Here is a 14,600-nt window from a genome sequence, read left to right as displayed (position 1 = left end):
AGCGACGGCGAGGGCACATGTAGGCGCGGGTCGGTCCCCGTCGAGCGCGACCGGGGTTGCGGCGGGCGAACCGCGGTTCACCCGCGGGCCGCGAGCGTGCGCAAGAGCGCGCCGCCGAGCTCGGGCCAGCGGGCCAGCGCGCGCGCGAAGGTGGCGCGCTCGATCACCAGCACCTCGACCGCCGTCACCGCGCGCAGCGTCATCGCCCGCGGCGCGTCGTCGATCAGCGCCAGCTCGCCGAGCACCGCCCCGGGCCCGAACCGGGGTGGCGGCGCGCCCTCGCCGACGAGCTCGCCCGCCAGCACCGCGTACAGCGCGTCGCCGCGCTCGCCGGCGGTGACCAGCGCGGCGCCGGCCGCCACGGCGCGGCGCGGCGCGGCCGCGGCCAGCTCGTCGACGTGGTCGCCAGCGAGGTCGTCGAAGAACTGGCACTGGCGCAGCGCCGCCAGGCCGGCCTCGTGGTCGCGGCGGCCGCCGGCCAGGAGCTCGGCCAGCCACGGGTCGACCCGCGCCACGTCGGCCGGCGCCGCGGCCCCGCTGGGCGGCCGCAGCGACGCCTCGAGCAGATCGAGCACCGGCAGCGGCGCGGTCGCGACCTCCTGGAGCAGATCGAGCGCGCGGCGCCGCAGCGGCTCGGGTGCGTCGAGCATGCGGCGCCCGGCGGCGAGCAAGGGCAGCGGATCGCGGCCGGCGGCGGCGGTGCCGAGCGCCACCGCGAGCACCAGCCGCCGGGTCGCGCGGCGGATCGAGCGGGTCAGCTCGGCGGCGTGGAGCGCCGGATGGTCGGTCGCGCGGGCCGCGACCAGCACCGCGAGCGCCGCGCGCTCGCGCTCGACGCACGCCGCCGCCAGCGCGGCGCTCGGCGCGCCGCCGGCCCGGGCGTGGCTGGCCAGGCTGCGCAGCGCCGCCGCGCGCACGTCGGGGTCGTCATCGGTCGCGAGCTGATCGAGCAGGGGGCCCGGGTGCGGCGCCGCGGCCCGCGCGCGCGCCAGGGCCGCGCGGCCGCTGCGATCGATCGTCGGGAGCCGCGCGACCATCGCCAGGGCGTCACCGTCCTCGAGCGCGGCCACGGCGGCGCTGGCGTCGGGATCGCCGGCGATCAACGCGTCGAGCATGGCGGCGAGCGCGCGCGGGCCGCCGGCGGTCGCGGCGATCATCGCCTGGGCCCGGCCCGGGCCGGCCAGGCCCGCCAGCGCCGCGTCGTCGTAGCCCTCGGGCGGGCACGGGCGGGCGATCCGCGCGGCCCACGCGCCGTCGCGCTCGATCAACTCCGCGACCGCGGCGGCCCGCTCCGCTGGGGTCGCGAGGTTGACCTCGGCCCGGGCCGCCCGCAGCGCGCGCGCCACGTCGGCGTCGGCCACCAGCGCCGGGTCGAGCTCGCCGATCGCGTCGCGCGCGCCGTGGGCCGCGAGCGCGGCGAGGCCGGCGTAGCGGGCGTCGGGGTCGTCCTCGATCTGCACCGCGGCGATCAGGTCGGTCGCGGCGGCCGGGCTCGGGCGCCGCGCGGCGATCTCGTACAGCGCCTGCCGGACCGTCGGCTCGTCGTGCGCCAGGTGCGGGCTGACGTCGTCGGCGCGGCCGCCGGAGCGCACGAGCGCGGCCCGGGCCAGCGCGCCGTCGGCGTCGCCGGTGGCGTCGACCAGGCGGCGCAGCTCGTCGAGATCGAGCCGCTCGCGGGCCCGCTCGCCGATGGCCACGCCGCGCATGCCCAGCGGCGCCGCCAGCGCCGCGACGAACCGGCGCGCCGCGCGCCGCATCGCGACGCCCAGCACCACCGTGACCGCGACCAGGGCGGCGCCGAACCGCAGCGGTCGCATCAGCACGCTCGCGCGGAACAGGATCAACACCGCCGCCGCGAGCGCGGCGCCCAGCGGCGTGAACAGGCCCCGCAGCAGCACCTTCCAGCGCGCCCGCGCCCGCGGCGGCAGCGCCGACAAGGTCAGCTCCTGGCCGGTGCGCGACGTCGCCGAGCGCAGCACCTTCTCGCCGGTGCGCAGCACCGCCAGCGCCGCGAACCCGGGCAGGCCGATCAGCGCCAGCGCGCCGACGGCGGTGAGCGTCGGGTGGATCGACACCGTCACCGGCAGCCGCTGGCTGGTCAGCAGGCGCGGGATCACCAGGGCCTGCAGCACGAGCTGGATCGTGTGGGTGCCGCCGTGGAACAGGCCGACCGCGGTCGCGAGGTCGCCGCCGTGCCAGTGGGTCTTGAGCGCGGCGCCGAAGCGGAACTCGAGGGCGGTCGCCACCGCCGACTCGGCGATCGCCGCGATCGCGAGCCAGCGCAAGAGCGCGCGGTGATCGACCGACAGCTCGGGCGACGCGCCCGGCGGCGCCGCCATGCCCGGCGCGCCACCGCGGGCCAGCGCGCGCTGGGCGCCGATCGCCGCGATCACCGTGAGCACCGCGAACCCGGCCGAGAGCCGCGGCACGCTGGCGGCGCCGAGCTTCGCGGCCGCGCCGGCCGCCGCGAACCCAGCGAGCGCGCCGCCGGCGGTGAGCACCGCGCCGGCGCGGGGCAGCATGCGCCGCGCGTCGCGTCCGGCCACCGTGGCCGCGACCGTGTTCCACAGCGCGACGTTGGCGACCGACGCCAGGGTCGTCGTCGACAGCGCGACCACGAACGGCCACGCGCCGCCGTAGGCGATCAGGGTCGGGGCGGTCGCCGCCGCGACCGTCAGGGCCACGCCCAGCGCGACGTCGACCGTCGCCGACGGCGCGCGGCCGGTGATGGCGTCGTAGGCCAGCGTGCCGATCGCGAACGCCACGGCCTGGCTCACCAGCAGGACCGGGATCCACTCGGCGCCGTAGCTGGCGAGGAACGCGGCCTCGGCGTACGAGCGCAGCGCGATCGCCGCCACGTTGACCGCGAAGATCATCAGCACCGCGAGCCCGAAGGCCGGACGGTTCACGCGTCGGCTCCTCGGACCCGCGCGGCCAGCAGCTGCGCCAGCGCGGTGGTCGCGACCGCGTGCTCGGCCAGCACGTCGAGGAAGTCGTCGACGGCGATCTCGAGCAGCACGGCGTCGCTGACGCCGACGAGCCCGAGCGGGTCAGCGCCGGTCAGCGCGCCGTCGAGGCCGAGCAGGCTGCCCGCGCCGCGCACGGCGTCGCCGAGCCGCACCTCACCGCGCGCGACCACCAGCACGGCGTCGCTGCCGTCGCGGCGGGTCGACGCGGCCGCGCCCGGCGCCAGCGCGTGGACGCGGACCCGGGCCGCCAGCGCGACCAGCGCCGGCGGCGACACCTCCGCGAGCACGCGGGTGGCGGCGAGCGCGCGCGCCCGCGCCAGCAGGTCCATCTACTTCTTCGCCAGGATCTTCTTCTGGTTGGCGAGGATGGTGTCGATCTTCTTGCCGTTGGCCAGGACGGCGTCGAGCTTGCCCTGGTTGCCCATGATCTTCTTCTGATTGGCGACGATGGCGTCGATCTTCTTGCCGTTGGCCAGGACGGCGTCGAGCTTGCCCTGATTGCCGACGATCTTCTTCTGGTTGGCGAGGATCGCGTCGATCTTCTTGCCGTTGGCCAGGACGGTGTCGAGCTTGCCCTGGTTGGCGAGGATCGCGTCGATCTTCTTGCCGTTGGCCAGGACGGTGTCGAGCTTGCCCTGGTTGGCGAGGATGGCGTCGATCTTCTTGCCGTTGGCCAGGACGGCGTCGAGCTTGCCCTGGTTGGCCAGGATCTTCTCCTGGTTGGCGATGATCCGTTCCTGATGCGCGATGATGATCGCCTGGTTGGCGACGATGGTGTCTTCGGACATTGCGAGAGCCCCCCGTTGGTGAGCTGGCATCATCGACGCGCCCGCGCCCCCGATCAACTCACTGCGCCACTGTTGCGCACCGCCGCGCACGCCCTGCGCCCCCGCCGCTGGACCCCGCCACGATCCCAACCCGCGCTGAACGATCAGGGCCATGCCGGAGCCGGTGAGCGGAACGGTGAGGGCCGCTTCACCCGACCAGTCCATCGACGTGCCGGCGTGGAAGACCGACCGCCGAGCGCCACTGCATCGCGGGCGCGGACCCGCGACCCCGCGCTGAACGATCAGGGCCGTCTCGGGTGGGGACCACGATCTCAACCCCGCGCCGAACGTTTGGTTCCGTAGCCGCGCTGAACGATCAGGGCCGTTTCGGGTGGGGGCCCCGGCGCATGCCGGGGGAGGGTCTTTGCGAAAGACCCTCTGGTAATTCAGAACCCGCCGTTCATCAGGTAGCGACACGCCGCCGCCGAGACCACGTCGCCCTCGGCCGCGGGGCAGCACACGTCGATGCCGGTCGGCTGGTTGAACTGGTCGCTGTGCGCGCACACCTTCGCGCCCTGGCTCGGGTAGTAGTACAGCCAGAAGAAGCACATCTCGTCGGCGACGCCCTCGCCGAACCCGACCTGCGCGCCGGTGTCGTTGACGTAGGTGCAGCTGAACCGGAAGCCGCCGCTGGTCGGGATCTGGAACGCGGGCGTGTGGTAGGTCGTCTCGGGCTCGTCCCAGTTGAACGAGGCCGGGCCGTAGACCTCGGTGCCGGTGTCGGTGCTGCTGGTCGCGGTCGCCACCGTCACGCTCTTGCCGAGCTGGTGGGTGTGGCCGGTGATCGCGAACACGTTGGCGCCCTCGAGGCCGACCAGCGGCAGGTAGACCGGGCCCACGGTCTGGGTCTGGGGCCCGGGCGCGAGATCGATGTCGGGCGTGCCGGCGAAGATGAAGTCGGCCTCCTGGTTGGCGCCCAGGACGGTGCGGAACTCGGCGGTGGCCATGACCGACACCGGCTGATCGGTCGGGTTCACGTAGTGCAGCTCGAGCCGGATCAGCTGATCGGGCTTGAGCGTGAACACGACGTTGTCGGGCAGGGTCAGGGTCTCGTCCGAGCGCTGGGTGATCATCAACGGCGCGCCGTTGGCCGGATCGAGCGTCCCGGTGAACGGGTTGCAGTCGTAGGGCGTCGTGCGCTCGTCACCGGTGGCCTTGCGGTACACGATGAAGTGGTGCGAGGCCGGGCCCAGCACGTTGTTGATCTCGTGCACCTGGATGTTGTCGGTGTTGCCGAGCTTGACCTCGACACACTTGGTGTTCTCCTCGCCGGGCATGACGGTGTACGGGCCCCAGGTGGCCGTGTACGTGCCGGTCGTGAAGCTGCCGTCGGGCGCCGCGTCGGGGCCGGCGGGGACATCGGAGTTGCCGCCACCACACCCACCCACCACCGCGATCGTGATCGCCGCGGCGATCGATAGGCGAAGCTTGGACATCAGGTTCCTCCTCGGCGGGGAGTATGGCTGAACCGCGCGCGCAAATGCCAGCGCGAACCGCGCGGCGGCGGAGGGCTACAGCGGAAAGTCGAGCTCGACCGTGATCGCGCCGTCGTCCACCTCGATCTCGGCGAACCAGTCGCCGCTGCCGATCGGAAACCTCCCGAGGGGGCGCGCGGTGGCGGCGGCCTCGAGGTCGGTCGCGAACCCGCCGAACCCGAGCTCCCCGGCGACCGGATCGAGGTCGCGCAGCAGCGCGGCGGCGGCCCGGAGCAGGCCCGCGCGATCGTCGGGGGCGCCCGCCCGCGTCGGGCGCGCCCGGAACCGCATCGTCGCGTGGGCGCAGCCGCCCTGGTGCAGCCACACCCGGCGGCCGTCGGCGAGCGTGACCGCCTCGACCGCGCTGGTCGCGCCGGTCACCTGGTAGGCGTGGCAGGTCGGGGGCGCGGCCGAGGCCGTCAGCAGCGGCGCCGGCTCGCCGCGGACGCAGTCGTCGGCGGCCGTGGCGCCGGCGAGCTCCGCGAACGGGTTGGCGTCGGGCGGACACGCCGGCGGCGCCACCTCGACGGTGTTGCCGATCGACGGCGGGCCGGCGGCGTGGCCACAGGCGGTGACGGCGAGGGCGATCGCGAGCGGGATCCGCACGTCGGGACCGTATCCCGATGGTACACCTCGGCGCATGTCCTTCGCACCGCGACCGACCGTGACGCTGATCGAGGGTGACGGCATCGGGCCCGAGATCGCCGCCGCCACGCTCGAGGTCATCGCCGCCGCCGGCGGCACGATCACCTGGGAGCGCCAGCTGGCCGGCATGGCCGCCGCCGCGGAGCTCGGCGATCCGCTGCCGGCCGCGACCGTCGCGTCGATCGAGGCCCACCAGGTCGCGCTCAAGGGCCCGCTGGGCACGCCGATCGGGTCGGGCTTCCGCTCGGTCAACGTCGCGCTGCGCCAGCAGTTCGATCTGTACGCCAACGTCCGGCCGGTGCGGACGATCGCCGGCGTGCCGTCGCGCTACACCGACGTCGACATCGTCATGGTCCGCGAGAACACCGAGGACCTGTACGCCGGGGTCGAGCACTACGTCGACCCGCGGCGGACCGCGGCCGAGTCGATCGCGATCATCACCCGCTACGGCTCCGAGCGCGTGATCGTCTACGCGTTCGAGTACGCGCGCCGCCACGGCCGCAAGCGGATCACGCTGGTCCACAAGGCCAACATCCTGAAGATGTCGAACGGCCTGTTCCTCGACACCGGCCGCGAGGTCGCGAAGCGCTACCCCGACATCGCCTTCGACGACATGATCGTCGACGCGACCGCGATGAAGCTGGTCGTCGCGCCCGAGCGCTTCGACATGATCGTCACGATGAACCTGTTCGGCGACATCCTGTCGGATCTGTGCGCGGGCCTGGTGGGCGGGCTGGGCGTGGCGCCGGCCGCCAACCTCGGCGCTGGGCCCGAGAGCGGCGGCGTCGGCTGCGCGATCTTCGAGGCGGTCCACGGCACCGCGCCCGACATCGTCGGGCAGGGCGTCGCCAACCCGACCGGCCTGATGCTGTCGGCGGCGATGCTGCTCGACCACGTCGGGCAGGGCGAGGCCGCGGCGCGGATGCGCGCCGGCATCGACGTGGCGCTGGCCGACGCCACCACCCGGACCCGGGATCTCGGCGGCCAGGCCGACACGCGGACGTACACCGACGCGGTCATCCGCGCGCTCGCCGGCTAGCACCCGGTCCCAGGAGCTGCTCGTGCGTCCAAGGTTCGTCGCGTCGCTGGTGGTGGTCGTCTGCGCGCTGGTCGCCGCGGGCGCGTGCGACCGCGCGCCCGATCTCGCGCGCTACCGCGAGCAGGCGCTGTCGATGGCCGCGCAGTACGCGCCCCAGGTCACCGAGCTCCGGCGCCAGGCCGCGGTGCTGGCGGCGCGGTGGCGGGCGATCCCGCCTGACGTCCCCGGCCACGCCCCGGTCGGCGCCGCGCTCGCGCGTGCCGACGGCGCGCTGGCGTCGCTGTCCGAGCAGGTCGCGCAGCTGCCGGGCCAGACCACCGACGCCATCAAGTCCGGCAAGCGGGCGCCGGTCGCCGCGGTGCTCGATCAGATCTCGACCACGGTGACCACCGGCCTGGTCGAGGTCGGCGACGACCTCGCGACCACCGAGCGCGCGCTCGCGCAGCTCGAGGTCGCGGCCCGGGCCCAGGCCGGGTTCGCGGCCACGCTCTCGACCGGGGTCGAGATCAAGGGTGCGACCCGCGGCGTCGAGCGCCAGCTGCTCGCGGTCATCGGCGACGCCGCGCGGCCGGTCGACCAGACCTCCTGGTTCGAGCTGGATCGGCTGGTGTTCGTCGCCGGCGGGGCCGAGCTCGAGCCGGCGGGCTCGCGCGATCAGCTCGGCAACCTCGCCGAGATCTTGAAGGCGTTCCCGAGCCTGCGGCTCACGATCGGCGGCTACGCCGACGACGCCAGCGCCGGCGGCACGAGGGCGGCGCGGGGCCGCGCCGACGCGGTGGTCCGGGCGCTGGTCGGGCTCGGCGTCGCCGCGGCGCGGCTCCAGGCCGAGGGCCTCGGCGCGGCGGCGTGCCCGGCCAACGACACCGACGCGTGCCGCGCGCAGCACCGGCGCGTCGCGGTCCGCGTCACCGCGAAGTGAGCGCGGGGCGCGGTCAGTACGTGTCGGAGCCGCCCGACGGCTCGACGATGTGCTGCTGGAACAGGCCGGTCGCCAGGTCGAGGTGCGCGCTCGCCTGCGGCACCGCGTCCTGCCAGCGCTCGATCGCCTTGGTCATCGTGTACAAGGTCGCGAGGTCGGGATCGTCGCCCAGGTCGTCGCTGCGGCCGCGGGGTAGGTACTGGTCGTGGCCGTTGATCTCGAAGGTGTCGTCGGCGGTGAAGTACGACTTGCGGCGCCCGCTGCTGTTGGTCACGGCGGCGCCGACCGAGGCCGACGCGCCGGTCGCGGCGTCCTCGGCGTAGGTCAGGAGCACGCGCGCCTCGGACGCAGCCGCGCCCAGGAGCAGCGCCTCGCTGACCTCGCCCTCCTCGGTCCCGGCGCTGTCGGCGCTGGCGTCGACCTCGGTGCCGGCCTGCGCGTAGTCCTTGCGCCGGTCCTCGAGCACGGCCTCGGCGTGCTTGGTGATCGCCGCGTGGTGCGCGACCTGGGTCATGAGATCGTCGAGCAGCGCGTCGACCTCGGCCTGGGCGGCGCTGTCGGTGAGCGTCGCGGCGATCTTCTTGCCGCCGGCGATCTGGGCCTCGAGCGCCTGGATCTCCTTGGCGTAGTACAGGCGGGCGCCGGTCTCGGCCAGGCTGCTCGGGTCGGTCGCCAGCCCGGGCCCCTGGCCGTCGGTGGCCAGGGTGGTGCCGGTCTTCGCGACGTCCGTGAGCATCGACACGTCAGCGGAGCCGGTCGCGGCCTTGACCCCCACCTCGACCAGCGCGGCGATCGCGCCGAACTTCTCGATCGTGTGGTCGACGTCGTCGCGGGCGCCCTGGTCCTCATCGACCTGCGCCAGGGCCGCCGTGGCGCGCATGCGCTGGGCGGCGCCCCGCAGCTTCTTGCCGGTCGACGCCAGGGTCCGGCTCGACGCCCGGGCGTCGGCCAGGGCCTTGGTCAGGCTGTCGCCGCCGCGATCGGCGCCGCTGTGCTGCAGCGCGCTGGTCGTGAGCGCGGCCGTCGTCGGGTCGAGCGCGAAGTTGTTGGCGAGGTCGCCGTCGCTGTCGTAGCGCTTGAGCAAGAAGTCGTAGCGGACCACCGACCGGGTCGCCAGCCGCGCGGCCGCGACGAAGTCGTCGTAGTCGATCCCCGCGGCGTCCTGGAGGCGCTCGTCGTCGACGTAGACCTGGTGCAGGTCGTCGGCGCCGGGCCGGCCCTCGCGCATCAGCTCGGCGAACCGGTCCTGCTGCGCCAGCGCGTAGTCGGTCGTCAGCGCGATCGCCGGCGGGATCAGCACGTGATCGGCGCTGGCGGCGGCGTCGGCGTCCTTGGCGGCGTACAGCGTCGACGAGTCTGGCTTGAACGAGGCGAGGTATCCGGTGGACATCGGTGACTCCTGCGGTGGGTGGGCGCGGCGCGCCGGGATCAGAGGGACGAGCTGACGACGCTGCCGCCGGCCTGGAGCTCGGCGACCAGCGCCCGGCGGAGGTCGTCCACGCCGAGCCGCCCGGTGGCGAACGTCGCCGAGGCCGCGCGCACGACCGCGTTGCGGACGTCGGCGCCGGACACGCGATCGTAGCGGCTCGCCAGCGCCTGGACCTCGTCGTCGCGCAGGTGGCCGGGCGGCAGGTACATGCGCCACAGCGCGATCCGCTCGTCGAGCTCGGGCAGCGCGAACTGCAGCTTGTAGGCGAACCGCCGCGCGAACGCGACGTCGAGGCCTTGCTTCAAGTTGGTCGTGAGGATCGAGACGCCGGGGAACTCCTCGATCAAGGTCAGCAGCTGGTTGACCTGCATGTTCGCGAACCGATCCATCGCGTCCTTGGTCTCGACCCGGCGGCTGAACAGCGAGTCGGCCTCGTCGAACAGCAGCACGCCGCGGCTGACCGCGGCCTCGCGGAACAGGCGCTGCAGGTTCTTCTCGGTCTCGCCGACGTAGCGATCGACGATCGTCGCGACGTCGATGCGGTACAGCGGCACGTCGAGCTCGGTCGCGATCACCGCCGCCGACATCGACTTGCCGGTGCCGGGCGGGCCGTCGAACAGGGTCGCGACGCCGCCGAGCCCGTCGAGCGCGCGCGCCAGCGGCCAGCGCTCGGCCAGCTGCGGTCGCACCCGCAGCGCCCGGACCAGCTCGCGCAGCTGCGCGGCCAGCTCGTCGCCGACGACCAGCTCGTCGAGCCGCACCCGCCGGGTCACGAGCTGCGCGAACCGATCGAGCCGGCTGCGCAGCTGGCTGTGCGTGGTGCGCTCGACCCAGGCCTCGATCGGGCCGCTGGCCGGCGGGGTCGCGGCCATGCCGGCGGCCACCGCGATGTCCGAGCGGGCCAGCACCGTGGCCCGGGCCAGGCGCGTGAGCGAGTCGTCGTCGGCCCACGGCTGGCCAGCGGTCTCGGCGCGCCACGCCGCCAGGCGCTGGGGCTCGTCGGGCCGGACCACGCGGGCGTGGATCCGGCAGCGCCCGTCGGGCGGCTCCTCGGGCGCGGTCACGAAGCAGGCCACGCCGCCCTGGGCGATGCGCTCGGCGGCGGCCAGCCCGGCCGCGCCCGGCTCGCGGATCACGACCGGCGCCAGGTGGAACGCGCCGTCGGCGATGAGCGCGGTCGCCAGCCCGCGCCAGGTCACCGGGTCCGGCGCGACCAGCGCGGCGTCGACCACCAGCGCCCGTCGGCGCCCGAGCCGGGCCGCGATCGCCAGCGCGACGCGCAGGCGCCCGGTGCGGGCCTCGCCGACGATCGCGACCGGCCCGCGGCCGCGGCGCTGGGCCTGGAGCGCCGCGCACAGCTCCGCGAGCTCCTCGATCGGCGGCAAGAGCGCCACGCCGATCGCGGCGTCGCGATCGGTCGCGATCAGCGCCGCGACCTCGGCGACGTGCGGGTGCAGCTCCATGCGATCTTGCACCAGCCCGAGCAGGCGCCGCGACGGCAGCAGGGGCGCGCGCACCGGCGCGCCGCCCCCGGCGAGATCGACCAGCCCCGAGCGCCGCAGCCGCCCGTCGCCGACCCCGCGCAGCACCACCTCGGCCGGCGTCACCTCGTAGAGCGCGGCGAGGAGCTGCCCGGCCGCGCCGATGGTCAGCGCGCGCTCGCCGGTGCGCGCGAGGATCGCGTCGGCGACGCCGGGATCGAGCGCCGCGCCGACGGTGAGCGCGACGATCGCCCGGTCGAGCGGATCGAGCTGCAGGCCGGCGACCAGCTCGTCGAACAAGGTCGGCGGGCCCAGGTCGGTCGGCGGGCGCTCGCCGGTCGACAGCGCACGCGCGTGCGCGACCAGGCGGTGGGGCAGGGGCAGGGTCATGCTCGTCATGTGACCCAGGAGGCGATCGGGTTCACCGAGATCGCGCTCGGCACCCATCATCGCGGCGCAGCGCTGGCCCGATCCGCGGGCTCACCGCCCGGGCGGGCGCGCCGCCTGGGCTGCGCCGTGCCACGGATGGGGCTTGACAAAGTTCGACAACCGTCGTATTGACTCCGGCGTGGACCAGCCCGACGTCAAGCGGCTCGCGCGCGCCTTCAAGGCGCTGTCGCACCCCAACCGCCTGCAGCTGTTCATGAACCTGCTCGAGGAGAGCCAGCTCGACCTGGCCCGCGGCCGCACCCACGATTGCTTCCTCGCGAAGCTGCTGGGCGGCCTCGACATCACGGCGCCGACGGTGTCGCACCACGTCAAGGAGCTGGCCGACGCCGGCTTGATCGACACCGAGCGCGAGGGCAAGCAGCTCATCTGCTCGGTCCGCCCCGACGCGCTGCGCGAGCTGCGCGCCCTGTTCGAAGCCCCCCGGTAGGCCCGCGCCTGCCTGCCGCGGCGCGCCCGCCCGGGCGTCGTCGCCGCGCCTTTTCTGTTCGATATTTTTGAAACTGTAGAGGAGCCGCCATGAGCCACCGTGAGATCGCCATCGAGAGCTACGGCAACGCGTCGACCCTGAAGGTGCGCGAGCGCCCGTCCGCCGAGCCCGGCCCGGGCGAGGTCGCGATCGACGTCGCGTACTCGGGCATCAACTTCGCCGACATCCAGATGCGCCTGGGCTTCTATCCCGACGCGCCCAAGAAGCCGTTCATCCCGGGCTATGAGGTGTCGGGGACGATCGCGGCGCTCGGCGCCGGCGTCGCCGGCCTGACGGTCGGGCAGTCGGTCGTCGCCGGCACGTACTTCGGCGGCTACACCTCGCGCGCGGTCATCCCGGCGGGGCAGGCGTTCGCGCTGCCGAGCCACCTCGATCTCGAGGCCGGCGCCGCCCTGCCGGTCAACTACTTCACCGCCAAGCTGGCGCTGACCGAGATGGCCCGGGTCCGCGCCGGCGACAAGGTGCTCATCGAGTGCGCCACCGGCGGCGTCGGCGTGCTGGCGATCCAGCTGGCGCGCCACGTCGGCGCCGAGGTCACCGGCCTCACGACCAGCCCGCACAAGAAGGCGTTCATCGAGGAGCTGGGCGCGCGCGCGCTGACCAAGGACGAGTGGCTGGCCGACGCCACCGCGACTGGCTACGACTTCATCCTCAACGCCTCGGGCGGCGCCGAGATCCAGCCGCAGCGCAAGCGCCTCGCGATCACCGGGCGGATGGTGTGCATCGGCCTGTCCTCGGGGGTCAAGGACGGCAAGCGCAGCTTCGTGCGCATGGGCATGGCGGCGCTGCGGACGCCGCGGATCTCGGTCCTGAAGCTGTTCGACACCAACAGCGGCATCTTCGCGCTCAACGCGCTCAAGGTCCTCGAGGACCCGACCTGGGTGACGCGCCTGACCCAGTCGCTGGGCGAGGTCGAGGCGCTCGGCCTCAGGCCCCACGTCGGCAAGGTGTTCCCGGCGACCGACGTCGCGGCCGCGCACCAGCTGCTCGAGACCAAGGGCGCCACCGGCAAGGTGCTCCTGGCCTGGTAGCCGCCAGTTGTCACGGCCCCCGGCCCGTGCGAAGTCATCGTCATGTCTGATCACTCGACCGACTTCGTCGGCTCCATCGACGACGCCATCGTCACCGCGATCCGCGCCGCGATCCCCGACGCGCAGGTGCAGGTCGCCGGCGGCGGCGGCCACTATCGCATCGCGGTGACCTCGACGGTGTTCGCCGGCCAGGGCCTGCTGGCCCAGCAGCGCCTGGTGCTGTCGTCGATCAAGCACCTGCTGGCCGGCGCCCGGCCGCCGGTGCACGCGGTCGACTCGCTCGAGACCCGCACGCCGTGACCTTCTGCGTCTCCGGACGTTTCGTTTCGCAACGTCGGGCCCCGTGCGCCCAGCCGCGCACCTCGGATCTCGCGCGGTTGCGCGCCTGAGCCGGCCTCGACCGACGGCACGCGCCCTGCTACCGATGGACGCGATGCGTGCTCTGGCTGCTCTCGCGTTCGTCGCCTCGGCGTGCTCCACCGCCCAGATGGTGAGCCCCACCGACGGGCCGGTGGCCGACGCCGCGCGGCCCGACGGCGGCGCGGCTGACGCGGCGACGCCCGACGCGGCGACGCCCGACGCGGCGACGCCCGACGCGGCGATCCCGCCCGACGCGGCGATCCCGCCCGACGCGGCGATCGCTGACGCCAGCGCGCCCGACGCGGCGATGCCCACCGACGCAGCGTTGCCCACCGACGCCGCGGCGCCCACCGACGCGGCCGGGCCCGACGCGCCGCCGCCGATCGACGCCGGTTGCGGGATCGTCGGCGGCCCGGCGATCACGCTCGACGGCACCGGCGATCTCGCGGCGTACCCCGCCGCCCAGGCCGTGCCGGTGACCGCGCCGTTCGCCGCCGACGACGCCGTGCGCCTGACCTGGAGCTCGACCGCGCTGTACCTGACGGTGCACTCGACCGTGTTCGCCGACGGCTCGCGCCCGTACCACCTGTACCTCGAGGCGGCGACCACGCTGCCGACCGCGACGCCCGCCACCGGCAAGGAGTACGGCGGGCTGACCGCGGAGCTCGGCTTCACGCCCACGCACCTGATCGCGATCCGCCGCGTCGACGACTTCGGCTCTGGCAGCTACGACGGCGTCTACGCGCCGGCCGGCGCGTGGGCCACCCGCGCGACCGTGCTGGTGCCGGGCACCGACGTGTTCGCGTCGAGCGACGCCGCCGAGCTGTCGGTGCGCGTGCCGTGGACCGCGCTCGGCGGCTGCCCGCTGCGCCTGCGGGTCGCGGGCCACGTGGTCAACGGCGCGGCGGCGAACGAGTGGAAGACCGTGGTGCCGACCGGCCACACGCCGTGGCAGACGCCCGGCGGCACCTTCTACACGATCGATCTCACCGGCGCGCCCGCGGTCAGCGGCTGGGTCCAGTAGCGCTCACTCGCCGACGTCGAGGTCGTGGACCAGCGCCCCCAGGGACAGGACGACGACCACGACCACCGCGCTGGTGTGCAGGTGCGCGACCACCGGTCCGATCAGCAGCGCGGCGATCGCGACCCCGAGCGCCTCGGCGGTGCGCACCCGCCAGCGGCCCTCGAAGATCCAGCCGGCGATCGCCACGACCAGCGCGCACGCGCCGCAGCCCGTCGACACTGGATCGAGCGCCGGCGGCAAGAGATCGAGCGAGACCGCGAGCTGGGCGACGCAGCCGAGCAGCCCGACGATCGTGGCCAGCAGGAACAACCGGCTGGCGTTGACGCGCCGCGGGCCGCCGCTCATCGCGCACCTCCACACTTGTGACAGACCAGCACCGGCCCGCGGTTGGTCGCCGCGCAGAACCGACACGGCCACTCGTCGTCGGGCCCGATCGGCAGCTCGATGATCCGCACCAGGCGGCG

General features: G+C 74.6%; 14 protein-coding genes. 6 read left to right on the top strand and 8 right to left on the bottom strand.

The window, feature by feature from the left end; translation table 11 throughout:
- Positions 1–77 precede the first annotated feature (77 nt).
- The 5 genes from IPL61_08870 to IPL61_08850 all read right to left on the bottom strand — a co-directional run bounded on the left by IPL61_08870 (position 78) and on the right by IPL61_08850 (position 5,877).
- Positions 78–2,909: a cyclic nucleotide-binding domain-containing protein gene (locus IPL61_08870; GenBank protein ID MBK9031434.1), complete on the bottom strand. Its 2,832-nt coding sequence runs from the start codon at positions 2,907–2,909 to the stop codon at positions 78–80.
- Positions 2,906–3,298, bottom strand: coding sequence for a hypothetical protein (locus tag IPL61_08865; protein ID MBK9031433.1), 393 nt, complete (start codon positions 3,296–3,298; stop codon positions 2,906–2,908). Before IPL61_08865 ends, IPL61_08870 begins: the two co-directional genes overlap by 4 nt.
- Entirely contained in the window at positions 3,299–3,757 is a 459-nt protein-coding gene (locus IPL61_08860; GenBank protein ID MBK9031432.1) for a hypothetical protein, read from the bottom strand.
- 425 nt (positions 3,758–4,182) lie between these two features.
- Entirely contained in the window at positions 4,183–5,232 is a 1,050-nt protein-coding gene (locus IPL61_08855; GenBank protein MBK9031431.1) for a hypothetical protein, read from the bottom strand.
- Between the two features lie 75 nt (positions 5,233–5,307).
- The gene (locus IPL61_08850; GenBank protein MBK9031430.1) at positions 5,308–5,877 is read right to left on the bottom strand and encodes a hypothetical protein; all 570 of its coding nucleotides are present in this window, start codon (positions 5,875–5,877) and stop codon (positions 5,308–5,310) included.
- Between the two features lie 34 nt (positions 5,878–5,911).
- On the opposite strand from IPL61_08850, the gene IPL61_08845 reads away from it, so the two are divergent.
- Both IPL61_08845 and IPL61_08840 read left to right on the top strand, forming a co-directional pair.
- A complete protein-coding gene (locus IPL61_08845) occupies positions 5,912–6,955 on the top strand; it encodes an NAD-dependent isocitrate dehydrogenase (GenBank protein ID MBK9031429.1) in 1,044 nt (347 codons plus the stop codon).
- A 22-nt stretch (positions 6,956–6,977) separates the two neighbouring features.
- Entirely contained in the window at positions 6,978–7,874 is an 897-nt protein-coding gene (locus tag IPL61_08840; GenBank protein ID MBK9031428.1) for an OmpA family protein, read from the top strand.
- 13 nt (positions 7,875–7,887) lie between these two features.
- Here IPL61_08840 and IPL61_08835 read toward each other — a convergent pair whose 3' ends face one another.
- Both IPL61_08835 and IPL61_08830 read right to left on the bottom strand, forming a co-directional pair.
- Entirely contained in the window at positions 7,888–9,264 is a 1,377-nt protein-coding gene (locus tag IPL61_08835; protein MBK9031427.1) for a hypothetical protein, read from the bottom strand.
- Between the two features lie 38 nt (positions 9,265–9,302).
- Positions 9,303–11,174, bottom strand: coding sequence for an AAA family ATPase (locus tag IPL61_08830; protein ID MBK9031426.1), 1,872 nt, complete (start codon positions 11,172–11,174; stop codon positions 9,303–9,305).
- Positions 11,175–11,352: 178 nt separating this feature from the next.
- On the opposite strand from IPL61_08830, the gene IPL61_08825 reads away from it, so the two are divergent.
- From IPL61_08825 to IPL61_08810, 4 genes are all read left to right on the top strand, one after another.
- Positions 11,353–11,661 (top strand): helix-turn-helix transcriptional regulator, encoded by a 309-nt coding sequence (locus IPL61_08825; protein ID MBK9031425.1) that lies wholly within the window; start codon positions 11,353–11,355, stop codon positions 11,659–11,661.
- Between the two features lie 89 nt (positions 11,662–11,750).
- A complete protein-coding gene (locus tag IPL61_08820) occupies positions 11,751–12,752 on the top strand; it encodes a zinc-binding dehydrogenase (GenBank protein ID MBK9031424.1) in 1,002 nt (333 codons plus the stop codon).
- A gap of 42 nt (positions 12,753–12,794) precedes the next feature.
- Positions 12,795–13,052, top strand: coding sequence for a BolA/IbaG family iron-sulfur metabolism protein (locus tag IPL61_08815; GenBank protein MBK9031423.1), 258 nt, complete (start codon positions 12,795–12,797; stop codon positions 13,050–13,052).
- A 133-nt stretch (positions 13,053–13,185) separates the two neighbouring features.
- The gene (locus tag IPL61_08810; GenBank protein ID MBK9031422.1) at positions 13,186–14,136 is read left to right on the top strand and encodes a hypothetical protein; all 951 of its coding nucleotides are present in this window, start codon (positions 13,186–13,188) and stop codon (positions 14,134–14,136) included.
- A gap of 3 nt (positions 14,137–14,139) precedes the next feature.
- Here the strand turns inward: IPL61_08810 and IPL61_08805 are convergent, their stop codons facing one another.
- Positions 14,140–14,481: a hypothetical protein gene (locus IPL61_08805; GenBank protein ID MBK9031421.1), complete on the bottom strand. Its 342-nt coding sequence runs from the start codon at positions 14,479–14,481 to the stop codon at positions 14,140–14,142.
- Positions 14,482–14,600: the final 119 nt, after the last annotated feature.

The sequence above is a fragment of the Myxococcales bacterium genome (genome assembly GCA_016717005.1).
Lineage (GTDB): Bacteria > Myxococcota_A > Polyangia > Haliangiales > Haliangiaceae > UBA2376.
Note: the sequence above shows the minus strand (reverse complement) of the source record. Positions and strands in the feature narration are given on the sequence as shown.